Source organism: Shinella sp. 20P9.1.1 (genome assembly GCF_057798995.1).
In genome coordinates this window covers 699,087-724,045 of the sequence record NZ_JBYOLC010000001.1, presented here as the reverse complement: position 1 = coordinate 724,045, position 24,959 = coordinate 699,087, and the positions used below count along the sequence as shown (strand labels likewise).

The following is a 24,959-nucleotide window of genomic DNA, read 5'->3' as shown; positions in this document are numbered from 1 at the left end:
AGCGGGCCTCAGCTTAATGCTGCGGCTCGCCATCACGCTATCCTTGGCGTTGGAGGGAACCGCGCAAGAGGCTCATGCCGTCACAACGGCTGCAAGCACGCCGACACAGTCGCCGGGCTTGACGAGACCGGGGAAATGGCGGGCCGCAAGGACGCCATCCATCTTTGCTCTGATCTCCAGCGGCTCCGCGCCGGTGCGGGCGACGGGATAGATGCGGGCCATCACATCACCGTTCCGTACCTGGTCACCGAGATCAAAAAGCGGCTCGATCAGCCCGCCATCCTCGGCAAACGAGAAGCAGTTGCCATCAGGCATGTCGAGCCAGGTGGTCCGCGCCGCCGCGACCGCTCCCTTCAGAATGCCCGCGGCCTTCAGCACGTTGGCGACACCCGCCTTGGCGATGCCGGCGCTCTTGGTCGTCGCAGTTCCGCCCCCGCCGAGCTCGGTGGTTATGAAGATTTTTCCCATCTCCTCCGCCGCCGTGTCGTACATGCCGACGGCATCGATCTCCAGCATCTTCATCGACCACGGCGCACCGAAGGCCTTAACGAGATCGAAGGCCTTCGCCTCCTGCGCCTTGTCAGGCAGGATATGGGCGGCGCAGAAGGGCAGGAAATCCAGCGTCTTTCCGCCCGAATGGAAATCGAGCACGATATCGGCAAGCGGCAGCAGCGTGCGCTGGAAATAATCGGCGATCTTCGGGGTCACCGTGCCGTCGGGCGCGCCCGGAAAGCTTCGGTTCATGTTGCCCCTGTCGATCGGCGAGGTGCGCGTACCGGCAAGGAAGGCCGGATAATTCATCGCCGGCACGATGATGACGCGGCCGGAGACATCCTCCGCTTTCAGCCGGCGGGCGAGATCGAAGAGCGCGATCGGCCCCTCATATTCGTCGCCGTGGTTGCCGCCGGTGAGAAGGGCCGTCGGCCCCTCCCCGTTTTTCACCACCGTCAGCGGAATCATCACTGAACCCCAGGCGGAATCATCCCGGCTGTAGGGCAGGCGCAGGAAGCCGTGCTGGACGCCCTCGGCCGAAAAATCGACCGTGGCGCTGATCGGCGACGGACGAAGGTTACGGTCCGCCATGGCTCAATCCTTCACGAGAAGCTTGCGCGGTACATTGGCGAGGCATTCGACGCCGGTCTCGGTGATCAGGATGCTTTCCGTCGTCTCGAAACCCATGTCCTCCAGCCAAAGGCCCGTCATGAAATGGAAGGTCATGCCGGGCTTCAACTCGCTCCTGTCGCCGGGGCGCAGGCTCATCGTGCGCTCGCCCCAGTCCGGCGGATAGGAGACGCCGATGCCGTAGCCCGTGCGGTTGTCCTTGACGATTCCGTATTTCTTGAGGACCGCGAAGAAGGCGTTGGCGATGTCCTCACAGGTATTGCCGGGTTTTGCGACCGCAAGGCCCGCCTCCATGCCCTCCAGCGTCGCCTTCTCCGCATCGATGAAGGCCTGCGTCGGCTTGCCGAGGAAGACGGTGCGCGACAGCGGAACATGGTAGCGATTGTAGCAACCGGCGATCTCGAAGAACGTGCCCTCGCCGGATTTCATCGGCCGGTCGTCCCAAGTGAGATGCGGCGCAGAGGCTTCGACGCCCGAGGGCAGAAGCGGCACGATCGCCGGATAGTCGCCGCCGATACCATCGACGCCGCGCGTGCCGGCATCGTAGATTTCCGCCACGAGATCGCATTTGCGCATGCCGACCTCGATCTTGTCGAAGATGCGCTCATGCATCTTTTCGACGATGCGGGCGGCATTGCGCATATAGGTGATCTCGGTCGGGCTCTTCACCGCGCGCTGCCAGTTGACGAGCGCGGTGGCATCGACGAAGCGGGCGTTCGGCAGATGTTTCGTGAGCGATGCGAAGGCGGCGGCCGAGAACCAGTAATTGTCCATCTCGACGCCGATGGTCAGCTTATCGAGACCGCGCTCCGTGAGCTTGGCTGCGAGATAATCCATCGGGTGGCGTTCGGTGGACTGCACGTAGTGGTCGGGATAGCCGATGATGTTCTCGTGCTTCACATAGGCGGTGAATTTCGCGCCGTTGGCATCCTGCCCGCGGCCATACCAGATCGGCTCGCCCGTCGGCGGCACCACGACACATTGGTGCACATAGAAGGACCAGCCATCATAGCCCGTCAGCCAGTTCATGTTCGACGGATCGCTGCAGATCAGCACGTCGATGCCCTTGGCTTCCATTGCCTTCCGTGTTTTTTGAAGACGCGCTTCATATTCCGGAAGTGAGAACTTCAGGTTCGCTTGTTTCATCGGTTTTTCCTCTATACCCGGCGAAAAGCCGGTCTCAACTCTCGAAGGTCGTGCCGGCGCCTGCCGCTGCCGCGCGGGCGGCGGCAAGGGTCGCGATGGCCGTGTCCTGGATGCCCGTGCCGGTGAGATCCGCCACGGTGATCTGCTCGGGGCCGCTGCGGCCCGGTTTGCGCCCGGCGACGATCTCGCCGAGTTCGGGGAAGCCCATTCCCTCGGTTACGAGGCCGGCTTCGATGGCGTGATGCAGCTCGCCGAGACGGCGGGTTTGCTTCAGGCTGTCGGCGACATAGAGCCCGGCGCCGGTGATGACCGCCGGCTCGATCTCGTTCTTGTGCTCGGCATCCGAGCCCATGGCCGTGACGTGCTGGCCGGGCTGGAGCCATTCGGCCCGGAGCACCGGCGTTTCCGACGGCGTCGTGGTGACCACGATGTCGGCCCCATCGACCGCCGCGCGTCCATCCGTCTTCGCATGGACAGGAAAGCCGAGCTTCAGCGTCAGCTCCGCGGCAACTGCCTCGGCCTTCGCCGCGTCGCGCGCCCAGATGCGGGCCTCGCGGATCGGGCGCACGAGGCTCAGCGCTTCCAGTTGCAGCTTCGCCTGCATGCCCGCGCCGAAGATGGCGGCCACGCCAGCGTCCGGGCGCGAAAGATAACGCGCCGCGACGGCACCGGCAGCTGCCGTGCGCACATCCGTCAGATAACCGTTGTCGAGCAGTACCGCCTGCACGAGTCCGGTCTTTGTCGAGAACAGCACCATAAGCCCGTTCGTACTCGGCAGGCCGATGGCCGGGTTGTTGAAAAAGCCGGGGCTGATCTTGATGGCAAAACCATCGAGGCCCGGAACGTAGGCGGTCTTCACGTCCACCTCCGCGCGCTGCTCCGGCATGTCGAGCCGCAGGATCGGCGGCATGACGACGGCCTTGGTGGCGAGCGCGTGAAAGGCGTCCTCGACGCAGGCGATGGCTTCGAGATCGAGCGGCACGATGCGCCGGAGTTCCGCTTCGGTCAGGATCTTCATCTTCGTCATGCCGCGTCCTCGCCATTCATGACCCACTGGTGCAGGCCCATATCCACATTGCGGCCGGACAGAATAACGGCCACCGGGCCTTCCAGCCGGCCGAGCCGGCGGGCCAGCAGCGCCGCGATGCCGACCGCGCCTGCCCCCTCGATCACCTCGCGCTCCTCAGCATAGGCGTGCCGCATGCCGGCTGCGATCTCGGCTTCGGAAAGCAGGATCACATCGTCGAGCAGAGCGCGGCACATGGGGAAGGTCACGGCATTGTCGAGCCCGATGCCGCCGCCGAGCGAATCCGCCAGGCTCGCCACCTCTTCGACCTGCACCGGCCGGCCCGCATCGAGGCTCGCCTTCATCGCCGCGCCGCGTTCCATGGTGAGGCCGATGACGCGCGTCTTCGGCGAACGGCCCTTGACTGCCGCTGCGACGCCCGCCGCCAGCCCGCCGCCGGAAAGCGGCACGAGCACGGTCGCGACATCAGGCATGGCCTCGACGATTTCCAGCCCGAGCGTGCCCTGCCCGGCAACGACCGCCGGGTTGTTGAAGGGCGGCACCATGACGAGGCCGTCTTCGGCGACCAACCGGTCCACCTCCACCTGCGCCTCGTCCTGCGACCGGCCGACGATGCGGACATCGGCGCCGAGCCGGCGAATTTCCGAAACCTTGTTCTCCGGCACGAGCCGGGACATGCAGATCGTCGCGACCGAGCCTTCGGCCTTGGCCGCATGGGCGAGCGCGCGGCCATGATTGCCCGTCGACGCCGCCACGACGCCGCGCGCCCGCTCTTCCGGCGAAAGGGAGAGCACTGCATTGGTCGCGCCGCGCAGCTTGAAGCTGCCGGTCGTCTGATGGTGTTCGAGTTTCAGGCCGACCGGCACGCCCAGGCGCTCGGACAAGACTGAGGAGAGAACGAACGGCGTGCGCAGGATGCGACCCTCGATGCGGCGGGCCGCCTGCTCGATATCCGCCACTGTTACCGGAAGGCGCGCATCCGTCATGGTGCAGCACCCGGATAAGCGAGCGTCATCAGCCGGCCGAATTCCGGCCGTGGCGCTTCGTCGCCGCACAGGCGCAGGCAGGCCCAGGCGGTGGCAAGGTTGCTGGTGACGACGGGTTTGCCGATGGCGGCCTCGATCTCGGCCGCGACGCCCGCCGCGCGAACGGCCGTGCAGGAGATGAAGAGCGCATCGGAATCGGGTGCCATGGCCTCCTTCGCGAAGGCGACGATGTCTGCCGGCGCAATCCGCGCCATGTCCCGGTCGTCGGAGAGGCCGAGGCAGGTGAAGCGGGCGATGTGGAAGCCGAGCGCGCGGAAATAGTCGGCCATCGGCCGGCTGGTTTCGAGTGTGTAGGGCGTGAGTATGGAAATGCGCCGGGCGCCAAAGGCCTTGAGGCTGGATACGGCGGCGGCGGTGGGCGTGACGACGGCGGCTGCCGGCTTGGCGGCCGTCACTGCGGCCTTCACCTGCGCATCGCCTATGACGACCGAGGCCGAGGTGCAGGAATACATGACGACGTCGAGCGGCTCGTCCGGCAGGATGAGAGCCGCACCCGCCGTGAGCGAGGGCTGCATGGCGCGCAGGTTTTCCGGCGTCACAGGATTGGCATAGGGAATACGGGTCGCATAGACGCCGATCCTGTCGCTTGCCACCATACGCTGGAAATCCACCTCCGTCGTGTGATCGGTCGCCAGGATGATCAGGCCGACGCGCTTTTCCAGCGGGCGGTCGTCGAGCTTTGGCGCCCGTGTGGCGAGGGTGAGATCGAGGGTCTGCATCAGCGTTCCTCTAGGCGGGCATAGCGTTCTTCCAGCCAGCGCAGGAAGACGACGGAGATCAGGCTCATGATCAGGAAGAAGACACCCACCATGGTCATCGGCTCGATGTAGCGGTAGCTGCTGTTGGCGACGCTCTTGGCCTGGTTCATCAGCTCCAGCACCGTGATGGCCGAGAGCAAGGGCGTCTCTTTAAACATGGCGATGAGATAGTTGGCGAGCGCCGGGATCATCGGTGGGATGGCCTGTGGCAGGATCACATGGATCCAGGTCTGGCGGCCGGAAAGGTTCGTCGCCTTGGCCGCCTCCCACTGTCCGCGCGACACATTCTCGATGCCCGCGCGATAGACTTCCGCCGCATAGGTGCCGTAGTGCACGCCGAGCCCGATGACACCGGCCAAGAGCGCCGGCAGGCGGATGCCGATATCCGGCAGCACGTAGAAGATGAAATAGAGTTGCACGAGCAACGGCGTGCCGCGGATGAACTCCACGACGAAACTCGTGGCCCGCGCGATCGGCTTCGGCGCGGTCATGCGCAGGATGGCGAAGAGAAGGCCGACGACGGCGGCGACGGCAGCACCGAGCACGGTCGCCAGAAGAGTGATCTTCAGCCCCTCGAGGAGGGTCGGCAGGATCTGCCAGACGAAATTCCAGTCCCATTCCATCGTCAGGTCCTCACGCCGTCGAGGCCACGGGTGACGCGGCGTTCCAGCCAGCGCATGCCGGTGGAGATGGCCAGCGCCATCAGGAAGTAGAGCACGAGGATGACCGTGAAGGGGATCAGCGTGCTGCCGGTCTGGGCGCGCACCACCTGTGCCTGGAAGGTCATGTCGGTCAGCGAGATCAGCGACACGACGGCGGTGCCCTTCAGGAGCTCGATCGCATTGTTGCCGAAGGTCGGCAGCATGAGCGGCAAAGCCTGCGGCAGGATGACATGGCGCATCGCCTGGCCACGCGTCAGGTTAAGCGCGATGCACGCCTCGCGCTGCTCGCGGCCTATCGCCTTGACGGCGCCGCGCACCACTTCCGCGCCATAAGCGCCGACATTGAGCCCCAGCGCCAGCACACCGGCCTGAAGCGGCGACAGCGTGACGCCGGCAAAGGGCAGCACGAAATAGACCCAGAAGAGCTGCACGAAGATCGAGGTGCCGCGGAAGAATTCGATATAGGTGGTGGCAAGCGCACGCACCGCCAAGAAGCGACTGACGCGGCCAAGGCCGGCAAGAAACGCCATGATCACGGCAAGCACCGAGCCCATCACGGTAAGCTGAAGCGTTACGAGCGCGCCTTGCAGGATCAGCCCTATATAGCCGGACCAGTCAGTCATCGTCTTCCCGTTCAAGTGTGGATCAAGCAGCCCTCTCCCTTTGACAAGGGAGAGGACGAGATGGAGATCGCGCTCACTTCGCCGCGCAGAGCTTGTCGCGCGTCGTCGACATCGCGGCTGCGGCCGAGAAACCGTAGGGCTCTATGATCTTGGCGAACTCACCACTTTCCTTCAGCTTGGCGAGTTCGACGTCGAAGGCATCGCGCAGGGCCTCATCGCCCTTCTTGAAGGCCGCACCATCGCAATAGACAGGCGCTCCTTCAACCGGGGCCACGACCTCGATCTCTGGATCATTCGCCTTGGCGACGAGATCGTTGATGGAGAGGACAGGGAGAGAATAGGCATCGATGCGGCCATCCTGCAGCATCTTCAGACCACTCTGGCCATCCGGCACGACGATGACGCGGTCACGCGGCACACCGGCTTCGAGCGCCAGTTTCTCTTCCGTGCCGCCGCCCGGCGCGCCGATCTTGGCGTCCGGATTGTCGGCGATGTCCTTGTAGCTCTTCAGCTTGAGCGGGTTGCCCTTCTTGAGTGCAAAGGCTTCCGCGTCGCAGAGGATCGGTTCGGAATAGGCGACGGCCGCGCAGCGCTCCGGCTTCATGAAAAGGCCAGCCGTGATGACGTCGTGGCGGCCGGCCTGAAGGCCGGGGATCATCGCGCCGTATTCCGAAATCGACGCGACGATATCGGCGACGCCAAGGCGCTTGAAGACTTCGCGGGCGACATCGGGTGCCGCGCCCGAAACCTTGCCGTCGGCAGCGACCGCCGTGAACGGCGGCTCGTTGGCGATGGCGACGCGGGCGAAGCCCTGCCCCTTCAGTTCCTCCAGCTTGGCGTCATCGGCGGACGCCGGGGTTGCGGCGGCGATTGCCATCAGCGCGCCGGCACCGGCAGCCATGCTCATGAAATGTCTGATCTTCATCGTGCGAACTCCTCTGTGGTTGTTGTTTGGGGCCATTCTCTTGAAGTGCCTGGAGCACCTCAGACGCGGTGCCCTGCCGCGATGATCTTGCGCAGGAAGGTCTGTGTGCGTTCCTGCCTGGGATTGCGGAAAATCTCGTCCGGCTTGCCTTCCTCGACGATCTTGCCGCGATCGAAGAACAGGACCCGATCGGCGAAGTCGTGGGCGAAACCCATCTCGTGCGTGACCAGCAGCATGGTCATGTCGGTCTCGGCGGCGAGCTTGCGCATGACGTTCAGCACCTCCTCGACCAGTTCCGGGTCGAGCGCCGAGGTCACCTCGTCGAACAGCATGATCTTCGGCGAAAGTGCGAGGGCGCGGGCGATGGCGACACGCTGCTTCTGTCCGCCGGACAATTGGGCGGGCATGCTCTTCGCTTTGTCGGCGAGGCCCACCATGTCGAGAAGCTCCATCGCCCGCTTCTCAGCCTCCGCACGCGCCACGCCCTTGGTCAGCATCGGCGCGAGCGTTACATTGTCGAGAACGCATTTGTGCGGGAAGAGATTGAAGTGCTGGAAGACCATGCCGACCTTCTCGCGCATCCGGTGCAGGTGGCGGTCGTCGGCCGGCACGAGGCTGCCGTTCTTCGGCATATGATAGAGCTGGTCCCCCTCGACCTCGATATGGCCGCCGCTGATTGTTTCCAGCGTCATGAGGATGCGCAGGATCGTCGTCTTGCCGGAGCCGGACGGGCCGATAAGGGCGAGCTTTTCGCCCGGCAGCACCTCCATCGACAAACCGTCGAGCACGGTCAGGGGACCGTAGCGCTTGGTGATGTTGTCGATGCGGATGATGGGTGGGGCCATGCCTGTCTCTCCCTGGCGGGACAAGTGATGGCCTAACGATGCGCGGCGATCAAAATCATGTCAATCCGAATAATAATCTCATGACAATTATTGTTTCCATGCGCATTTGGCGGGCAATTTGCCCTAAATCGCGAGCAGCAACGCCTCCGGGTTTCCGCTGGCTAACGAAGCGAGAATGCCGAGGCCGGTACGAAGTTCCTGCTCGGTCGTGGAGCCGAGCGAGATGCGCACGGCCGGATGCCAGCCTTGGTCCGCCGTGCGGAAGGACGAGCCCGGCGCGATGGCGACGCCGCGCAGGCGGGCCTGCGAAACGAAGCCTTCCTCGGTGTGCCCTTCCGGCAGCGGCAGCCAGACATGCAGGCTCTGCGGATGGGCATGATAGGGCAACCCCGCGAAGGCCTCCTCCGCAATGGCATGGCGAACGCCAAGCGCCCGTCGCTGCCAGTTGACCAATTCCATGGCCGTGCCGTCGCTGACCCAGCGGGTGGCGATCTCGGCAATCGACGGCGTCGCCATCCAGTTCGAGACGAGGTGCCGGTTGGCGACGGCGGCGACATAGCGGTCGGGTGCCGCGAGATAGCCGATGCGCAGGCCCGGCACCGTGATCTTGGTGAAACTGGTGATGTAGAGCGTGCGCTCCGGCGCGAAGGCCGCGATCGGCGGCGGCTTGCGCTCGACGAGCGGGCCGAGAATGTCGTTCTCGATGATCGCGATATCGTGACGCCGCGCGACGTCCGCCAAAGCCTGCCGGCGCTCGCCGCTCATCAGTGTGGCCGTCGGGTTGATCACGGAAGGTTGCAGGAAAACCGCGCGAATAACGCCTTTGCGGCAGGCTTCGTCGAGCGCCTCTGGGATCATGCCGTCGCGATCGATCGGCAAGCCTTCGAGATGCAGGCCGAGATAGGTGGAAAGCGGCACCAGCGTGTGGTGGCTGATTGCCTCCGTCGCGACGGTGGAGCCGGGCGGGGCCACGCTCATCAGAGCGACCGTCATGCCCGAGGTCGCGCCATTGGTGAGGCTAATGTTGAGCGGCGAGATATCGAGGCCGCAGCGGGCCAACCATTCGGCGGCAACGGCGCGATGGCGCGGGAACACCATATTGGGGCGGAAGGACAGCGCCGAACTCGACGGCAGATTCTCCGCCAGCCAACCGAAGGCCTCGCGCATGCGCTCGAGATGAAGCTGCTCGCAGACGGGTTTGAGGATCGAAAGGTCCACCAGCTCGCCCAACCGCTCCGGCAGATAGGGTGGCTCCGGCTCTTTCGGCTGCGTCTGCACGAAGGAGCCGCGGCCGACCTCCCCCGAAATGAGGCCGCGGCGGATCAGCTCGTCATAGGCGCGGCTGACGGTCTGCACGGAGAGTTTCAGGTCGTCGGCGAGCTTGCGATGTGGCAGAAGGCGTGTACCGTTCGGCAGCTGTCCTTCCTGGATGGCGCGGGCGATCTGCTCGGCGAGGGACAGGTAGGCCGGCCGGCGCAATTGAGATAGATCGGGACGCCAATTTGTCATGATTTCAACAGTGCTCAAATTCAGTTCAATTGACAACGCCAAAATGCCTTTCCATTGTCTTTTTCCAAGCTTTGACATGATCTCCGCCCGGAGGGCGACCGCATGAAACTCGACGCCATCGACCTGCGCATCCTGGAGGCGATCCAGGAGAACGGGCGCATCACCAAACTGGCGCTGGCGGAAAAGGCGGGGCTGTCGCCGACGCCCTGCTGGCTCAGGCTGCGCAAGCTGGAGAAGGCGGGTATCGTTTCCGGCTATCATGCGCGGGTGGCGGTGCGGCGCGTCGCACCGGTCGCGAGCGTCATGATGGAGGTGACGCTGGCAAACCATCGCCAGGCCGATTTCGACCGGTTCGAGCGCGCGGTGGCCTCGACGCCGGAGATCGTTGCCTGCTGGTCGGTCGGCGGCGGGGTCGATTACATCCTGAAGATCATGGCGGCGGATATCGACGCCTACCAGCGCCTGGTCGACAGCCTGCTCGACCGCGAACTCGGCATCGACCGCTACTTCACCTACATCGTCACCAAGACGGTGAAGGAGGAGACCGTTCTGCCGCTGGCAACTCTTCTGCCGGCCTCCGAATGAGGCTGCCGTAGAGAGATTGTCTATGGCCGGCCTCGGATTTGGCCAAAGTCTCTGCCTGCCGCCCCGGCAATAGACAATCTGCCGCCCGGCCTCTGGCAGACTCCTCTCAATCAGCCAGAGGAGGCCGCCATGACCGCCCAATTCGCCCGGACCACCTTTCACGACGCACTCGCCCGCCTCGCCGACCCGCACCTGCTGCGCGAACTGTCCTATGTCGGCGGCCGCTGGGTGGCCGGCCGTGACGGCAACAGTTTTGCCGTGACGGATCCCGCGTCGGGCGCGACGCTCGCCTGGGTCGCATCTCTCGACGCCGAGCAGACGGCGGAAGCCGTTTCGGCTGCCGCGCAGGCCTTCCCCGCCTGGCGGGACCTGCTACCGCAGCAGCGATCCACCATCCTTGGCAAATGGCATGGCCTGATCCTAGAAGCGCGCGAGGACCTTGCGCTGCTGATGACGCTGGAACAGGGCAAGCCGCTCGCGGAATCGCGAGGCGAGATCGACTATGCCGCTTCGTTCATCGAATGGTATGCCGAGGAGGGAAAACGCCTCAACGCCGAGAGCGTGACGAGCCACCTGCCCGGCGCGGAGATGATCGTGCGCCGCGAGGCGCTCGGCGTGGTCGGGATCGTCACACCGTGGAATTTCCCCTCTGCCATGATCACCCGCAAGGCAGCGGCTGCCCTTGCCGCCGGCTGCACCTTGGTCGCCCATCCCTCCAGCGAAACGCCGCTTTCGGCTTTGGCGCTGGCCGAACTCGGCGAGCGCGCCGGCCTTCCCGCCGGTGTCTTCAACGTCGTGACCGGCGATGCCGCAACCACCGTCGGCCGCATGAATGCCGATCCCCGCGTTCGCGCGCTCAGCTTCACCGGTTCGACGGAGATCGGCAAACTCATCGCCGGCCAATGCGCGCCGACCATGAAACGGCTGGTGATGGAACTCGGCGGCCATGCCCCGCTGATCGTCTTCGCCGATGCCGATATCGACAAGGCGGCCGACATCGCGGTCAATGCCAAATTCGCCACGTCAGGCCAGGATTGCCTCGCCGCCAACCGCATCTATGTCGAGCGCCCCGTGCTCGCTGCTTTCACGAAGGCGTTCAAGACGCGCATCGAAGCGCTGAAGGTCGGCGGCGGGCTTGAGGCGGGCGTCGAGATCGGCCCTCTGATGCACGAACGCGCTATCGCAAAGGTGGAGGAACAGGTGGCCGATGCGCTGAAGCACGGCGCCAAACTCTTGACCGGCGGCAAGCGCCACAAGGCAGGCTCCCTGTTCTACGAGCCGACGCTTCTGACGGATGTGCCCGACGACGCTCTCATCATGCGCAAGGAAACCTTCGGCCCCGTCGCCGCCGTCACGGCTTTCGACAGCGAGGCGGAAGTGGTCGCCCGCGCCAACGACACGGAATACGGTCTCGTCGCCTATGTCGTCACCGAAAACGGCGCGCGCCAGATGCGCCTTGCCCGCGCGCTGGAATACGGCATGGTGGCGGTCAACCGCGTGAAGATCACCGGCGGGCCGATCCCCTTCGGCGGCTGGAAACAATCCGGCCTCGGTCGCGAGGGCTCGCGCCATGGCATGGAGGCCTTCACCGAACTCAAATATCTCTGCATCGACACGGCTGCCTGACCCCGGCGCCAGCACTATACGAAAGGAAAAACCATGCTCGACGGAAACAACGAACTCACCGCCTGGGACCGCGACCACTTCTTCCATCCCTCGACCCATATGGGCATGCATGCCCGCGGCGAGACGCCGACCCGCGTCATCGGCGGCGGCGAAGGGGTTTACATCACGGATACGACCGGCAAGACGAGCCTGGATGCCTTCGCCGGCCTCTATTGTGTCAATGTCGGCTACGGTCGCCAGAAGATTGCGGACGCGATCGCCAACCAGGCGAAGAACCTCGCCTATTACCACGCCTATGTCGGCCACGGCACGGAAGCCTCTATCACGCTCTCAAAGATGATCATCGATCGCGCGCCCGAGGGCATGAGCCGTGTCTATTTCGGCCTGTCGGGCTCGGATGCCAACGAGACCAACATCAAGCTGATCTGGTACTACAACAACATCCTCGGCCGTCCCGAGAAGAAGAAGATCATCTCGCGCTGGCGCGGCTATCACGGCTCGGGCGTCATGACAGGATCGCTGACCGGCCTCGCCCTCTTTCACAATGCATTCGACCTGCCGCGCGCGCCGATCCTGCATACGGAAGCCCCCTACTTCTTCCGCCGCCCGGATCGCTCGATGGATGAGGAGCAGTTCTCGCAATACTGCGCGGACAAGCTGGAGGAAATGATCCTCGCCGAAGGACCGGAAACCGTCGCCGCCTTCATCGGCGAGCCGATCCTTGGCACCGGCGGCATCGTGCCGCCGCCGAAGGGCTATTGGCAGAAGATTCAAGCGGTGCTCGACAAGTACGACATCCTGCTCGTCGCCGACGAGGTCGTGACCGGCTTCGGCCGCCTCGGCACAATGTTCGGTTCGGACCACTACGGCATGAAGCCGGCGCTCATCACCATCGCCAAGGGCCTCACCTCGGCCTACGCGCCGCTCTCCGGCACCATCGTCTCCGACAAGGTCTGGGATGTGCTTGTCAAGGGTTCCGATGAGCTTGGCGCGATCGGCCATGGCTGGACCTATTCGTCACATCCAATCTGCGCCGCCGCGGGCGTCGCCAATCTCGAACTCATCGACGAACTCGGTCTCGTCGAGAATGCCGGTTCCACCGGCGCCTATTTCCGCAGCGAACTCGCCAAGGCCGTCGGCGATCACAAACATGTCGGCGAGGTACGAGGCGATGGCCTGATGGCGGCGATCGAGTTCGTCGAAGACCGGGACGACCGCGCTTTCTTCGATCCGGGCAAAAAAATCGGCCCGCAGGTCTCCGCCGCCCTTCTCGAACGCGGCGTCATCGGCCGCGCCATGCCGCAGGGCGATATCCTCGGCTTCGCCCCGCCGCTATGCCTCACCCGCGAGGAGGCCGATATCGTCGTCAAGGCAACAGCCGGTGCCGTGAAAGCCGTTCTCGGCTGAGACTTGAATGAATGGGGCAGCGGCCAGGCTGCCCCATTGGCATCGCATCCGTCCCTTCAATACCTGCAATGACATCCGCCCAGGACCGTATTCTCATCGCCGTCAACGCGCTTGCCGACGAAGACGACGTGAACTCCGAGACCACCGGCCGCGCGAACCTTCAAACGTATGGTGGTCTTGCGCAATAGAAGGGGTATTCCGTCTGCGTCCGGATGCATGAACTCTCGTTCGACCACAACCGACCGTGCTCGGGTTGTGCGGCCCCTTCATCCCCTAAACCCACCAGACGACCTCGACCCGCTTGAGGCTCATATCCTGCCAGCTCGGTGCAGTATCGCCGAGATGCGGCGATAGCCGTATCGGCCATACGGGAGTGCGAGCGCGGCGGCGGTCAGTGCCGCTTCATCATCCAGGGACGGAGCAGCGCGCTGCGACAGCTTCGAGACCCATGGCCAGGAATATACAGCGCACGTTCACGCATGGCGTCGCCATGAGCTTGAGGTCGAACGGTTCCGGCGAACGCCGCGCCTTCCTGAACAGGGCAGCGGACCTGCCGGCCGCTAAGGCTGGCGAATTTGCGGAACTGATGATCACGGAGACCGGCGGCACCGTGCCCTGGGCCGGCTTAAACACCATGTTGTCGGGCAACACGCTGCGCGAGGCCGCCAGCATGATCATCCAGATCCAGGGTGAGATCATTCCCTCCGACAAGCCTGGCACACTTGCCATGAGCATCCGTCAGCCGGCCGGTGTTTGCCTCGACATGCATGTCACCATCGGCAAGGTCTTCGTCGAAGCCGGCTTCCCCGATGGCGTCGTCAACGTCATCACCAATGCGCCCCAGGATGCCGCAGCCGTGATCGAGGCATTAATTGCCGCGCCGGAAGTCAGGCGCGTTAATTTCACCGGCTCGACCAAGGTAGGCCGCATTGTCGGCGAACTGTCCAGCAGCCACCTGAAACCGGCCCTGCTGTAACTCGGCGGCAAGGCGCCAATGATCGTGCTCGACGATGCCGATATCGATGCGGCGGTGCTCGACGGCGTGAAGCCCGGCATGCGCCTCTATGACGAGGAGAGCTTCGGCCCTGTCAAGCCGGTGATCCGCGTGAAGGACGAGGCGGTGGCGGTCGCCAACGACACGGAATACGGCCTGCCGGCCTCCGTCTACAGTCACGACATCCGACGGGCCATGGCCGTCGCCGCCCGCATCGAGAGCGGTATCTGCCACATCAACGGGCCGGCGTTGCGTGACGAAAAGAAAAAGCCTGCCGCGGATGAGGTGCGGCAGGCTTTTCGAAAGAACCGAACAGCGACTGGGAGGAGGAGTGCCGCTGTTCCGGCAGGCGTTTCCTGAGAGGAGGATGGAACCGCCTGCAACACGACGCTCTGCGGGAAGAAAAGAAGCTCAGTTAAGCGGGATAGCGTTGCCGTCCTTGCCCGCCTGATAAACGGCCGAGAGATCATCATACTGGCGACTGATGGCGCTTGCCCGTTCCCGCAGTTCGGAACGCTGGGTTTCCGGCAAGCGATCGATCAACGCATGGATCGACTGCCCCTTCCAGAAGGCGTTTGTCCGGTTGTAGCCGCCGGGTTCCAGTGTGAAGACCTCTTTCAGAATCTTCAGATCGTGCGGGATGGCGAAGGCATCACGGGAATCCTCGTGGCTGAAGAAGTAGAAGAAATTGTCGAAGCCGGCCCAGGTGATCGCCGAAAGGCACATTGAGCATGGCTCATGGGTCGACAGGAAGATGAGATCCTTCGAGTCCGGCCGGTCGCATTGCGGCATTTCATAAAACCGCTTCAAGGTGTGAACCTCTCCGTGCCACAGCGGATTTTCCGTCTCGTTGTTGGTTTCGACGAGAACAGTGGAAAGGTCCGATTTGCGCAGCAGAGCGGCGCCGAAAACCTTGTTGCCCGCGGCAACGCCGGCTTGCGTTGTGGGAATGACCCCTTCCTCCATCGTGCTGAAAAGCGCATCGAGCAGACGCCTGGTTTCGTATTCTTCCGACATTTTTTCTCCTTTATATTTTGAGGAAATAGCGGTCCGGATAAACAGTCGTGTTGCAACCGGACCGTAGGGTGGATCAATGGGCGGCTTCAGAGATCATCGGCACCTCGACGCCCTTGGAGTCGAAGAGCTTGCCGTTGAGGAAGTAGTCGCCATCATGAAGCCGGGCTATGTCCTGGTAGCGAATGCTTCGCTCCGTCCCCGCGACGAAGACCGATTGCTGGTCGGAATTGCCGGTTTTGACATGATTGAACAGGAGATTAAGGGCGATCGCCATCAGCGCCGACGAACTGATCCCGGAATGGAAGATCGTCGCGACCCAGGCCGGGAAGTGTTCGTAGAAGCCGGGTGACGCGATCGGGATCATGCCGAAGCCGATCGATGTGGCGACGATGACCAGGTTCATGTTGTTCTGGTAATCGACCTTGGAGAGCGTGCGGATGCCGCTGGCCGCCACGGTGCCGAAAAGCACGATGCCCGCGCCGCCGAGAACGGAGCTCGGTACGGCCGCAACGACGCGCCCCATAACCGGCAGAAGTCCGAGGATGACGAGGAAAAGCCCACCGGTCGCCACCACATAACGGCTCTTGATACCCGTGACGGCGACGAGGCCGACATTCTGCGCGAAGGCGCTTTGGGTGAACGAGCCGAAGATCGGCGCAAGGATGCTCGACAGCATATCGGCACGCAGACCGTCGCCGAGGCGGCGGGAGTCGACCTTCGTTTCGACGATCTCGCCGACGGCGAGAATATCGGCCGATGTCTCCACGAGCGTGACGATGATGACGATCAGCATCGAGATGATGGCGGCGATCTCGAAGACGGGATAACCGAAATGGAAGATCGTCGGCAGGGCGAAGAACGGCCCGTTCGCCACCTGCGAAAAATCCGTCATGCCGAAGGCATAGGCAATGCCTGTCCCGATGATCAGCGCCAGCAGGATCGAGAGACGCGAGATCGATGCGCTTCCAAGCTTGCTCAGCAGAAGGACGATGGCGAGTGTTACGGCGGCCAGCTGGATATTCGCTGTGCTGCCGAAATCGGGCGAACGGCTGTTGCCGCCCATCGCCCAGAATGCTGCGACAGGCATCAGCGTCAATCCGATCGTGGTGATGACTATCCCGGTGACGAGGGGCGGGAAGAACCGGATGACCCGCGAGAAAACGGGGGTGATCAGAAGCCCGATCAGCGAGGCGACGATGACGGCGCCCAGGATGGAGGGAATTCCCCCATTGCCGGAAATTGCGACCATTGTCGCGACACCCGAGAACGATACGCCCTGCACGAGCGGCAGACGACTGCCGAAGAAGGGCAATCCCAAAGTCTGCAATATGGTGGCCAGACCGCCGGCAAAAAGCGAAGCCGTCACCAGCAAGCCGACGTCGGCCGAGCTGAGGCCGGCTGCTTGGCCGACGATGAGGGGCACGGCGACGATACCGCCGTACATCGTCAGAACGTGTTGAAGCCCATAGGCGATATTAGCGCCGATGCCGAGTTTTTGATCCTCCGGGCGCGCGTTGACTGCACTTTCCTCTTCTGCATTTGCCAAGGTAAATTCCTCCCTACCTTTGCGAGCATTTCGTTTTGAATGGAGCCCCGTTTCGATCAGGCAATTCGGCATGGCCATCGGGGCAAAGGCCATGCCGCAGCTTGAGCTCAGGCCTGAAGATGAAGCCGTTGCCGGGTAAGGCAGCCGCAGCAGAGACGCGCACGCCGAGCCGGCCGCGCTGATGCTGGGGTGATGTCGAACAGGCGACGATAGACGTCGCGCGAAAGCCGCGCCGCCGGAGTGCTCAATGCACACCAGAAACGAAACCTGTCATGGATGAGAGTAAAAATCCTCATGCCCCATCAGCTCCATAGTTGAACTGGCTTTCCGGCCAGTTTCGCTAGGACCCTGTTCCAGGAGGTGCGAACTCCGGATCGTCATCAACATGAGTTGAGCGGGGCTTTCCCGTGAGGCTTGAACCTGCACGTTCACGACTAGTGCATGCAATTGTCGGAGACTGTCAAGGGCATGCCATATGTCATGTCCTCTTCGATTGCTGAGCTTGGCCTTGTTGGCTGCTTAAAGCTTCTCGCTGGTCCGTCATTTATCAATCAAATCAAGGAATCGGTGCGTGGGCACTGAGGATCGACGACGCGACCTTTTCTGAAAAGGCAAAACACCTTGCGGAAAATAGCAGGGTTTCCTGTTGACCGGCCTATACCTGCGCCCGCCACCATGCAGATCATGCGCGGCTTCGCGCTGATCGTCTCGGATGGCCGCGCCGTCGGCGGTGGTCTTGTTCCCTGCGCTCTAACGCGCAGTTTCACAAGACAATGGCCTTGAGATTGGAGCACGCAGCAGCTCTCAAGCCCGCCGATGTTTCGGCGAAACGCCATAGGCCTTCTTGAAGGCCGTCGTGAAGCTCGAGGGGTTGCGGTAGCCCGCGAGATAGGCAGCCTGAGAGATCGGTATGCCGTCCCGCTCCAGGGCGGTCCGCGCCATCTCCAGCCTTTCGAGACGGATGAAATCCGAGACGTTGGTGCCGAAATGCTCTTTGAAATGGCGTTGGATCGAGGAGGTGCTGATGCCGACTTCGCGGGCGATGCGGTCGAGCGTCAGGTCCTCGCCGACATGGGCAAGGATGTAGTCGCGCACCTTCTCGCCCTGGCGCCGGCTAAGCGCCGTCGGCTGATGGGCCGTCGCGTCGTCTTCGACGAGAACCGAGCAGGCCTGGCACATGATGTCGAAGGCGTGGGAGTTGCGGTAGAGCGTCAGAAGCTCGCCCGCCATGGCGCCCGGAGGCTTCAGGATGTGCTCGGCGACCTGCGAAAGGTGCCGGTTGGGCGCGAAGCTGAAGGTCGCGAGATGGCGCGAGAAGAAGGCGCGCAGCTTCGGCATGCTGGTGGGCTGCGAGCGGATCAGGCGGTCGATCCACGGCAGCGGCGCTGAAATCATCACCTTGCGCAGCGGCGTCGCGGTCTCGTTGACGAACCGCAGCTTGCACTCGCGGGCCACGTTCAGCATGAACACGACCGGTTCCGGATTTTCAGCATCGCCTGCATCGATGCGGAAATGCTTGTCGTCCATCACGAAATGCTGCTGGCCCTGCAAGAGAACCATGATGAGAAACTTCGGCCAGACATCGTAGAGATTGTCGTCAGGGGTGCAGCTCGCCGGCCCGTCCATCGCGCCGACGAACAGGTGCTGGGGAATCTCCGGTTTGATCCTGATGTTCAAGACGCCGCCCTCTTGCATCGCCTTACCCGCGTGGAATGCCCGCTGCCGCCTGTGCAAAGTTTTCTGACGCCTCAGCGAAAGTCTTTGCCGTCGACAGGTGAACCCAGCTACTGGCATAGTTGACTGCGTTAATCAAGTTTAATCGCCGGCCGCAGAGCCGGCCTTCGGCATGTGGGTTTGGGATATGTGGGGCACTCTTTCGCCGTCCATGGGGCGACGTCGTATCATGCTTTTGGCCGCGGCCAGCGTTTTGACGCTGAATGCGGCTGCGGCGCAGGATCAAAGCGCGGCTGCGGGCAGCACCGCGCTGGAGGCCGTCGTGGTCGAGGGCGGCACGGGTGAAAAAGGCGACGGCCCCGTTGACGGCTATATCGCCAAGCAGAGCCTGACCGGCACCAAGACGGACACGCCCGTCGCCAAGACCCCGCAGACGATCGCCGTCGTTCCGAAAGAGCAGATCCAGAACCAGAACGCGCTGTCCGTCGCCGAATCCTTGCGTTACACGCCGGGCGTCGTCACCGAATATCGCGGCGCCTCCAATCTGCGCGACGAAATGTTCGTGCGCGGTTTCTATTATGTTCCAAAATATCTCGACGGGCTCTTCCTCGGCGGCGATCTCTCCTATGCGAAGATCGATCCTTACTTGCTGGAACGCGTCGAGTTGATCTCCGGCCCCGCCTCCGTGCTCTACGGCCAGGCCAATCCGGGCGGCATCGTCAATATGGTCAGCAAGAAGCCGACGGACGAACCGTTACGCGAGGCCGAAATCTCCATCGGCACGGACGGCTATCTCTCCGGCGGCTTCGATGTCAGCGACCGCTTCGGCGACGCCTTCGGCTACCGTATCGTCGCCACCGGCCTGAAGCGCGACCTGCAGGAAGACTATGCCAAGCAGAGCTCCTTCGCCGTCGCGCCGTCCATCACCTGGTCGCCGGATGAGGGAACCTCACTGACGGTGCTCGGCGGTTACCAGAACGAGCCGGATGCCGGTTTTCGCAACTTCCTCGATGCGGCCGGCACCGTCGAACCGATCCCCGGTTTCGGCTTCATTTCGCCCGACCTCTTCGTCTCCGATCCGGATTTCGAACGCGCCGAGCGCCAGCAGGCTTGGATCGGCTATGAGTTCAAGCACGAGATCAACGACAACCTGACCTTCCGCCAGAATGCGCGCTACCACCGCACCGACTGGCTGCACCACACCCTCGTTTATGGCTGGCTTTCCGCCGATCCGGTGACCGGCGACAACACGATCCTCAACCGCAGTGCCCGCGGCGGCACCGACGACTGGAGCCAGTTCACCATCGACAACCAGCTTGAGGCGAAGTTCTCGACGGGACCGGCGGAACACACTCTGCTTGCCGGCGTCGATTACCAGTATCGCAAGCGCGATTACCAGTGGGGCTCGGCGTCCGCTCCGACGCTCGATCTCACCGATCCGCAGTACGGCACCATCGACTACGACGCGATCGTGCTTGCAACCACCGACCTGACCGGGACGACCGCCCGCCAGGCCGGCGTCTACCTTCAGGATCAGGTGGAGATCGGCAATCTGAACCTGCTCGCCGGCATCCGCTACGATCGTGCGGAGACGGAGATCGACGACCTCCTCGCCGGCACCAGCCAGTCCTATGACGACGGTGCGTTCACCTGGCGCACCGGCGCCCTCTACACCTTCGACAACGGCGTTGCGCCCTATGTCAGCTATGCGACGTCCTTCGAACCGGCCCTTTATGCGCCACCGGCGGGCGATCCAGCCTTCAAGCCGACGACGGCGGACCAGTTCGAGGTGGGCGTGAAATATGCGCCGGAAGGAACGGGCCTGCTGCTGACGGCCGCCTACTATGACCTGACGCAGAACGATGTGGTCGATGGCGCCTGGGACCCGGTTGCCGGCAAGACGGTCTATTCGCAGATCGGCGAGATCCACAACCGCGGCATCGAGCTGTCGGCACGGGCCGAGGTGACCAACAATCTCTCCCTCATCGCCGGCTACAGCTACATCGATAGCGTCGTGAAGACCTCTGTCGACAGCAGCATCGTCGGCAAGACGCCGTCGCGCGTGCCGGCGCATCAGGCCGCGCTCTGGGCGACCTATACGGTGGATACCGGCGCGCTTGAGGGCCTGACGGTCGGCGCGGGCGTGCGCTATATGGGCTCGAGCTGGGGCAACGGCACGAATACGTTCAAGGTCGGCGCCGTCACCCTGTTCGACGCGATGGCCTCCTATGACTTCGGCGCGACAAGCACCGACCTGAAGGGGCTTTCCCTCCAGGTGAACGTCAAGAACATCGGCGACGAGCGCTATGTTTCCTCCTGCGCCAATGCCTATGCCTGCTTCTACGGCGAAGGCCGCAGCATCGTCGCGACGCTGAAGAAGCAATGGTAGGGCTGCGCACAATCGGGCTGGGTCTTGTGGCCATGATCCTGTCGATGACACCGGCACCTGCGGCGGAGACGCCGCAGGTCCTGGCGCTTGCCGTAGGAAAGGCCGTGGAAAGCACAGCCGAAGCGGCCGGGGTGAAACAGGCCTTCGACCCTGGTGCGGCCGAGGGCGCCTATGTCAAGGGTCAGCTGCGCGTTGCCACGGGCCGCTTCGATCTCGATCTCGTGGATGCCTCCGGCCGGCATCTGCGCCGGCTTGCCGATGGTATCAGCGGCATGGCCGAATTCCAGTTCGTGGTCGAGGCGCCGGGCGACCGGCTCGTCGTGACGGGACGGGAGCCGGGAACCTATGCGCTGGCCCTCGATCGTCTGGTAGCACACGCAGATCAGCTGCCGCCGACGCCGACCTATCTCAGTCCCACGATAGCCGATGTCGCCCGCGCCATCGCCGCCGGCAACCCGACGGATGATTTCTGGGCGAAGGTCGAGGCGCAGGGCACGCCACTTGTCGAAGACGGCGAGGACGGCCGCAAGATCGTCACCTTCCTCGGCCGGGGCGCGCAGCGAAACATCCGCCTCTTCGGCGCGCCGAGCGGTGATCACGAGGAACTGCAACAGCTTGCCGGCTCCGACATCTGGTTCAAGAGCTTCGACGTTCCCAATGGCACGCGGCTTTCCTACCAGCTTGCCTTCGACGTGCCCGATGTGCCGGGTACGGCGCGCGACCGGCGCATCGCCATCCTTGCGACGGCCAAAGCCGATCCGCTCAACCGCCACCCATGGCCGGCCGAGGCGCGTGACGCCTACAGTCAGGACAGCGTGCTTGAACTCGCGGGCGCGCCGCCGCAGCGGTGGATAGCGGAAAAGGGCAATCCCGCCGGCATGCTGGAAACGCTCTCCATCGAAAGTGCCGCTCTCGGCAATCGCCGCGACATCACGATCTACCGTCCGCCCGGCTTCGACCCGGCGCGCACGGACACGATCCTGCTCTTCGTCTTCGATGCCGACCAGTATCTGGAACGGGTGCCGGTGCCGCGCATGCTCGACAACATGATCACAGCCGGTGCGGTGCCGCCTGTCGTCGCGGTCTTCGTCGCCAATCCCGACCGGGCGGCGCGGGCACGCGAACTGCCGGCCAATCCCGCCTTCGCCGATTTCATGGCGACGGAGCTTCATCCGCTCGTCGTCAAGGAAACCGGAATCACCGTTTCGGCGGCCCGCACGGTGCTTGCGGGATCGAGCTATGGCGGTCTCGCTTCCGCGACGGTCGCCATGCGTCATCCGGAGGTTTTCGGCAATGTGCTGTCCATGTCCGGATCCTTCTGGTGGAGCCCGCCCGGCACGCCTGAAGACCAGAAAGAGTATGTGGCGGGACTGGTTGCCGAAGGCGGCGTGCTACCGCTGCGATTCTTCCTCGCCGCCGGCCTGTTCGAGACCGGTGCCAACGGTACGGCCGGCATCCTCGATACGAGCCGGCATCTGCGTGACGTGCTGCGGGCCAAGGGCATTCCCGTCACCTACCGCGATTATGCCGGCGGACACGACTATCTCGTCTGGCAGGGCGTCCTGCCGGATGGGTTGATCGCGCTTTTTGGCGGGAGCCCGCCCTAACGGCCGGCGCTTTGCCGTACTTCACACGCCAGACGTTCTCAAGCTGAAAGGAAAGACCATGCCGCAATCCGCCGCCCATCTCGAGACCACGAACGGATCGAAGTATCTGGTGCAGCTCTGCAAGCATTTCGCCCACAAGATCACGGTTTCCTATACGGACACCCACGGTGAATGTCAGTTCGCCAGCGGTACGGCGAGCCTCGACGCGGATGCAAGGGGCCTGCGCATGCTGGTGACCTCCGGCGATGAGGCTGGCCTTGTCGAGACCCAGTCGATCATCGAATCGCATCTCGCGCGCTTTGCCTTTCGCGAGACCTTCGACGCTCTCGACTGGCAGCGGCAGGACAAGGCCGCCATGCCACCTCTCAAACAACAGGTAAATTCATGAAATATATCCCTCGCATCGCCGTCGTCGCTGCCATCGTCCTTTCCACCTTTCCGGCGAGCGCCATGGATGTTCTAACGGCGCGGGGGCCGGTCGCGGTCGATAACGTGCCCAAGACGGTGGCCGTCTTTGACGTTGCCGCAATCGATACGCTGACCCGCCTCGGCATCCCCCTCGCCGGCCTGCCGGACAAACTCTACGTTCCCGAGTTGGAACCGGTGAAGGCAGGAGCGGCGCCGGTCGGCACGCTCTTCGAGCCGGACCTCGAAGCGCTGAGCGCGCTGGCCCCCGACCTCATCATCGTCGGCAGCCGCTCGGCCTCCAAGGCCGACGTGACCGCGAAAGTCGCCCCCACCATCGACATGACGATTGACGGCGACGACCTCTTCGAGCAGGCCAAACAGCGCCTCGCCGCCTACGGCGACCTCTTCGGCAAACAGGTAGAGGCCAAGGCCGTCGCCGATGAACTCGACGCCAGGCTCGCCGCCGCAAAAGCCGCAGTTGCCGGCAAGGGCAAGGCGCTGATCGTCATGTCCAACGGCCCGAAGGTCTCGACCTATGGGCCTGGTTCGCGCTTCGGCTGGGTGCATGCCGCGCTCGACCTGCCGGCGGCCGTCAACGAGATCGAGACGGCGACGCATGGCGAAGCCGTCTCCTTCGAATTCATCCGCCAGGCCAATCCCGATTGGCTGCTGGTTCTCGACCGTGCGGCCGCCGTCGGTTCGAACGAGCAGGCAGCCAGGGTGACACTCGACAACGAGCTCGTCGCTGAAACGACGGCATGGAAGAAGGGCCAGGTCGTCTATCTCCCCGCGCCGGATTTTTACATCGCGGCGGGCGGCGTCCAGTCGCTTGAACGCGTTCTCGCGACAATCACGCAGGCTTTCGCCGCCGCGAAGTGATGGCGGTGGCCGGTGCTTCTGGGCCGACAGTGCCCAGTGAAACGCCAAGGGCTATATTAAAACGGCGTGCGGGCAGGAGAATTGCCCGCACGCCGCCCAATCGCTGGGAGCCGGTGCTTTGAAGCGCGGACCTCTACCGGTCTCCCCGCGCGGGAGGCTCGTTACTCGCTCGAACCGGCCTTCGGCAGGCTGGCCCATTCGGCAAGAAAGGCGTCACGGCTCTTTGCGGCTTCCTCCTCGTCGATCTTGAAGACCTTGATCGAGGACAGTTCCGGCAGTTTCACGTAGTCGGAAACTTTGATGTCGGTACGGCTCGGGCGACGGAAGGCGACCTTCAGGAGCTCGATCTGCGATTCCTTGGACAGCAGCGCATCGATCGCCTTCTTGGCTTCCTCGCCGGCCGGTGCGCCCTTGACGAGGGCGGAGTATTCCGGCGTCGTGAAGGTGCCGGACGACGGATAGACGATGCTGATTTCCGTCTGGCCGCCATCGACATAGCTGTAGCTGTTCGTCTCGAACGTGATGCCGGCGGCATATTCGCCCATGGCAACGCCCTTTGGCACCGCGGAGGACGAGGAGGAGACGACGAGGTTGGCAACGAGCGCCTTGTAGGTTTCCGCGTCAAGCAGCTTGGAAAGCCCCCAGACGATCGTGTAGCCGGTCGAACTGTTGGCCGGATCGGGCAGGATAATGCGGCCCTTCCAGACGGGATCGGCGAGATCCTTCCAATCGGTCGGTGCGGCCGCGCCGTCCAGCTGGTCGGTGTTGACCATCAGCGTGACGACATGGACATTGGCCGGCTGGAAATAGTCGTCGGCGACGCGCAGGTCCGCCGGCATGGCGGCAAGTTCCGGCGAGGCATAGGGTTCCAGCACATCCTTGAACGCGCCCATCGTGTTGGCCGAGGACGACCAGAAGACGTCGCCCTGCGGGGCCGCCTTTTCCGCCTCGATACGGCGCAGCAGCACGCCGCTGCCGCCGGTGATGATACCGGTCGTCAATCCAGCCTTCTCTTTGATGACGGCCTGCACCGCTTCGACGGCGGGCACCGGATTGGTGGTGTAAATGACCGGATCGGCCGCCTGAGCACCGGCAGCAAGGCCGGCGAAAACGAGCGCGGTTGCGGCAAATTTCTTCATGGCAGTTCCTCTCTTTTGGTTTTCG

At 63.5% G+C, this 24,959-nt stretch carries 21 protein-coding genes and 1 pseudogene; 8 read left to right on the top strand and 14 right to left on the bottom strand.

Annotated elements, in window-relative coordinates; translation table 11 throughout:
* Positions 1-72 precede the first annotated feature (72 nt).
* The 10 genes from doeB to ehuR form a co-directional block, all read right to left on the bottom strand.
* Positions 73-1,083 carry a N(2)-acetyl-L-2,4-diaminobutanoate deacetylase DoeB gene (gene doeB, locus AC27VQ_RS03370; RefSeq protein ID WP_488715212.1) on the bottom strand — a complete coding sequence of 337 codons (1,011 nt, stop codon included), beginning with the start codon at positions 1,081-1,083 and terminating at the stop codon, positions 73-75.
* 3 nt (positions 1,084-1,086) lie between these two features.
* Complete coding sequence (doeA, locus tag AC27VQ_RS03365) at positions 1,087-2,268, bottom strand: ectoine hydrolase DoeA (protein ID WP_488715211.1); 1,182 nt, start codon at positions 2,266-2,268, stop codon at positions 1,087-1,089.
* 34 nt (positions 2,269-2,302) lie between these two features.
* On the bottom strand, positions 2,303-3,295 hold the full coding sequence (gene eutC, locus AC27VQ_RS03360) for an ectoine utilization protein EutC (RefSeq protein ID WP_488715210.1): 993 nt from the start codon (positions 3,293-3,295) through the stop codon (positions 2,303-2,305).
* Entirely contained in the window at positions 3,292-4,281 is a 990-nt protein-coding gene (gene eutB / locus AC27VQ_RS03355) for a hydroxyectoine utilization dehydratase EutB (RefSeq protein WP_488715209.1), read from the bottom strand. Before eutB ends, eutC begins: the two co-directional genes overlap by 4 nt.
* Positions 4,278-5,060: an ectoine utilization protein EutA gene (eutA, locus tag AC27VQ_RS03350; protein ID WP_488715208.1), complete on the bottom strand. Its 783-nt coding sequence runs from the start codon at positions 5,058-5,060 to the stop codon at positions 4,278-4,280. The genes eutB and eutA overlap by 4 nt, the downstream gene beginning before the upstream one ends.
* Complete coding sequence (gene ehuD, locus AC27VQ_RS03345) at positions 5,060-5,722, bottom strand: ectoine/hydroxyectoine ABC transporter permease subunit EhuD (protein WP_488715207.1); 663 nt, start codon at positions 5,720-5,722, stop codon at positions 5,060-5,062. The genes eutA and ehuD overlap by 1 nt, the downstream gene beginning before the upstream one ends.
* A 2-nt stretch (positions 5,723-5,724) precedes the next feature.
* Positions 5,725-6,384, bottom strand: a complete 660-nt coding sequence (ehuC, locus tag AC27VQ_RS03340; protein WP_488715206.1) for an ectoine/hydroxyectoine ABC transporter permease subunit EhuC — start codon at positions 6,382-6,384, stop codon at positions 5,725-5,727.
* A 73-nt stretch (positions 6,385-6,457) separates the two neighbouring features.
* Positions 6,458-7,309 carry an ectoine/hydroxyectoine ABC transporter substrate-binding protein EhuB gene (gene ehuB, locus AC27VQ_RS03335; RefSeq protein WP_488715205.1) on the bottom strand — a complete coding sequence of 284 codons (852 nt, stop codon included), beginning with the start codon at positions 7,307-7,309 and terminating at the stop codon, positions 6,458-6,460.
* A gap of 59 nt (positions 7,310-7,368) precedes the next feature.
* Positions 7,369-8,154 carry an ectoine/hydroxyectoine ABC transporter ATP-binding protein EhuA gene (gene ehuA / locus AC27VQ_RS03330; protein WP_488715204.1) on the bottom strand — a complete coding sequence of 262 codons (786 nt, stop codon included), beginning with the start codon at positions 8,152-8,154 and terminating at the stop codon, positions 7,369-7,371.
* 123 nt (positions 8,155-8,277) lie between these two features.
* Complete coding sequence (ehuR, locus tag AC27VQ_RS03325; RefSeq protein WP_488715203.1) at positions 8,278-9,663, bottom strand: MocR-like ectoine utilization transcription factor EhuR; 1,386 nt, start codon at positions 9,661-9,663, stop codon at positions 8,278-8,280.
* A 102-nt stretch (positions 9,664-9,765) separates the two neighbouring features.
* Between ehuR and AC27VQ_RS03320 the strand changes: the two genes are divergently transcribed.
* The 4 genes and pseudogenes from AC27VQ_RS03320 to AC27VQ_RS03305 all read left to right on the top strand — a co-directional run.
* Positions 9,766-10,248, top strand: coding sequence for an Lrp/AsnC family transcriptional regulator (locus AC27VQ_RS03320; RefSeq protein ID WP_488715202.1), 483 nt, complete (start codon positions 9,766-9,768; stop codon positions 10,246-10,248).
* Between the two features lie 129 nt (positions 10,249-10,377).
* The gene (locus tag AC27VQ_RS03315) at positions 10,378-11,874 is read left to right on the top strand and encodes an NAD-dependent succinate-semialdehyde dehydrogenase (RefSeq protein ID WP_488715201.1); all 1,497 of its coding nucleotides are present in this window, start codon (positions 10,378-10,380) and stop codon (positions 11,872-11,874) included.
* A gap of 33 nt (positions 11,875-11,907) precedes the next feature.
* Positions 11,908-13,281: an aspartate aminotransferase family protein gene (locus tag AC27VQ_RS03310; protein ID WP_488715200.1), complete on the top strand. Its 1,374-nt coding sequence runs from the start codon at positions 11,908-11,910 to the stop codon at positions 13,279-13,281.
* A 373-nt stretch (positions 13,282-13,654) separates the two neighbouring features.
* Positions 13,655-14,548 (top strand): annotated as a pseudogene (locus tag AC27VQ_RS03305) (aldehyde dehydrogenase family protein); the annotation flags it as partial.
* Positions 14,549-14,686: 138 nt separating this feature from the next.
* Here the strand turns inward: AC27VQ_RS03305 and AC27VQ_RS03300 are convergent.
* From AC27VQ_RS03300 to AC27VQ_RS03290, 3 genes are all read right to left on the bottom strand, one after another.
* On the bottom strand, positions 14,687-15,292 hold the full coding sequence (locus AC27VQ_RS03300) for a nucleoside deaminase (RefSeq protein WP_488715199.1): 606 nt from the start codon (positions 15,290-15,292) through the stop codon (positions 14,687-14,689).
* Positions 15,293-15,365: 73 nt separating this feature from the next.
* Positions 15,366-16,910 (bottom strand): nucleobase:cation symporter-2 family protein, encoded by a 1,545-nt coding sequence (locus AC27VQ_RS03295; protein WP_488715254.1) that lies wholly within the window; start codon positions 16,908-16,910, stop codon positions 15,366-15,368.
* A 732-nt stretch (positions 16,911-17,642) separates the two neighbouring features.
* Positions 17,643-18,515, bottom strand: coding sequence for a helix-turn-helix domain-containing protein (locus AC27VQ_RS03290; protein ID WP_488715198.1), 873 nt, complete (start codon positions 18,513-18,515; stop codon positions 17,643-17,645).
* A 226-nt stretch (positions 18,516-18,741) separates the two neighbouring features.
* Here AC27VQ_RS03290 and AC27VQ_RS03285 point away from each other — a divergent pair, with 226 nt between their 5' ends.
* Genes AC27VQ_RS03285 through AC27VQ_RS03270 form a run of 4 tightly spaced genes read left to right on the top strand, consistent with a single transcriptional unit; the run spans position 18,742 to position 23,795 of the window.
* A complete protein-coding gene (locus tag AC27VQ_RS03285; protein ID WP_488715197.1) occupies positions 18,742-20,901 on the top strand; it encodes a TonB-dependent siderophore receptor in 2,160 nt (719 codons plus the stop codon).
* A complete protein-coding gene (locus AC27VQ_RS03280; protein ID WP_488715196.1) occupies positions 20,895-22,508 on the top strand; it encodes an alpha/beta hydrolase-fold protein in 1,614 nt (537 codons plus the stop codon). The genes AC27VQ_RS03285 and AC27VQ_RS03280 overlap by 7 nt, the downstream gene beginning before the upstream one ends.
* A 58-nt stretch (positions 22,509-22,566) precedes the next feature.
* Positions 22,567-22,896, top strand: a complete 330-nt coding sequence (locus tag AC27VQ_RS03275) for a DUF2218 domain-containing protein (RefSeq protein WP_488715195.1) — start codon at positions 22,567-22,569, stop codon at positions 22,894-22,896.
* Positions 22,893-23,795, top strand: coding sequence for a siderophore ABC transporter substrate-binding protein (locus AC27VQ_RS03270; protein WP_488715194.1), 903 nt, complete (start codon positions 22,893-22,895; stop codon positions 23,793-23,795). The genes AC27VQ_RS03275 and AC27VQ_RS03270 overlap by 4 nt, the downstream gene beginning before the upstream one ends.
* A 161-nt stretch (positions 23,796-23,956) precedes the next feature.
* On the opposite strand, the gene AC27VQ_RS03265 is transcribed toward AC27VQ_RS03270, so the two are convergent.
* Complete coding sequence (locus AC27VQ_RS03265) at positions 23,957-24,934, bottom strand: extracellular solute-binding protein (protein ID WP_488715193.1); 978 nt, start codon at positions 24,932-24,934, stop codon at positions 23,957-23,959.
* Between the last annotated feature and the right edge of the window lie 25 nt (positions 24,935-24,959).

What these genes read in the sequence shown, in the direction of transcription:
- AC27VQ_RS03300 (WP_488715199.1), bottom strand. Translation starts at nt 15,292, where the DNA reads ATGTCGGAAGAATACGAAACCAGGCGTCTGCTCGATGCGCTTTTCAGC.
- ehuR (WP_488715203.1), bottom strand. Translation starts at nt 9,663, where the DNA reads ATGACAAATTGGCGTCCCGATCTATCTCAATTGCGCCGGCCGGCCTAC.
- ehuB (WP_488715205.1), bottom strand. Translation starts at nt 7,309, where the DNA reads ATGAAGATCAGACATTTCATGAGCATGGCTGCCGGTGCCGGCGCGCTG.
- AC27VQ_RS03285 (WP_488715197.1), top strand. Translation starts at nt 18,742, where the DNA reads ATGCTTTTGGCCGCGGCCAGCGTTTTGACGCTGAATGCGGCTGCGGCG.
- doeB (WP_488715212.1), bottom strand. Translation starts at nt 1,083, where the DNA reads ATGGCGGACCGTAACCTTCGTCCGTCGCCGATCAGCGCCACGGTCGAT.
- AC27VQ_RS03280 (WP_488715196.1), top strand. Translation starts at nt 20,895, where the DNA reads ATGGTAGGGCTGCGCACAATCGGGCTGGGTCTTGTGGCCATGATCCTG.
- eutC (WP_488715210.1), bottom strand. Translation starts at nt 3,295, where the DNA reads ATGACGAAGATGAAGATCCTGACCGAAGCGGAACTCCGGCGCATCGTG.
- ehuC (WP_488715206.1), bottom strand. Translation starts at nt 6,384, where the DNA reads ATGACTGACTGGTCCGGCTATATAGGGCTGATCCTGCAAGGCGCGCTC.
- ehuD (WP_488715207.1), bottom strand. Translation starts at nt 5,722, where the DNA reads ATGGAATGGGACTGGAATTTCGTCTGGCAGATCCTGCCGACCCTCCTC.
- AC27VQ_RS03275 (WP_488715195.1), top strand. Translation starts at nt 22,567, where the DNA reads ATGCCGCAATCCGCCGCCCATCTCGAGACCACGAACGGATCGAAGTAT.
- ehuA (WP_488715204.1), bottom strand. Translation starts at nt 8,154, where the DNA reads ATGGCCCCACCCATCATCCGCATCGACAACATCACCAAGCGCTACGGT.
- AC27VQ_RS03320 (WP_488715202.1), top strand. Translation starts at nt 9,766, where the DNA reads ATGAAACTCGACGCCATCGACCTGCGCATCCTGGAGGCGATCCAGGAG.
- AC27VQ_RS03310 (WP_488715200.1), top strand. Translation starts at nt 11,908, where the DNA reads ATGCTCGACGGAAACAACGAACTCACCGCCTGGGACCGCGACCACTTC.
- eutA (WP_488715208.1), bottom strand. Translation starts at nt 5,060, where the DNA reads ATGCAGACCCTCGATCTCACCCTCGCCACACGGGCGCCAAAGCTCGAC.
- AC27VQ_RS03315 (WP_488715201.1), top strand. Translation starts at nt 10,378, where the DNA reads ATGACCGCCCAATTCGCCCGGACCACCTTTCACGACGCACTCGCCCGC.
- eutB (WP_488715209.1), bottom strand. Translation starts at nt 4,281, where the DNA reads ATGACGGATGCGCGCCTTCCGGTAACAGTGGCGGATATCGAGCAGGCG.
- AC27VQ_RS03265 (WP_488715193.1), bottom strand. Translation starts at nt 24,934, where the DNA reads ATGAAGAAATTTGCCGCAACCGCGCTCGTTTTCGCCGGCCTTGCTGCC.
- doeA (WP_488715211.1), bottom strand. Translation starts at nt 2,268, where the DNA reads ATGAAACAAGCGAACCTGAAGTTCTCACTTCCGGAATATGAAGCGCGT.
- AC27VQ_RS03270 (WP_488715194.1), top strand. Translation starts at nt 22,893, where the DNA reads ATGAAATATATCCCTCGCATCGCCGTCGTCGCTGCCATCGTCCTTTCC.
- AC27VQ_RS03295 (WP_488715254.1), bottom strand. Translation starts at nt 16,910, where the DNA reads ATGCCGAATTGCCTGATCGAAACGGGGCTCCATTCAAAACGAAATGCT.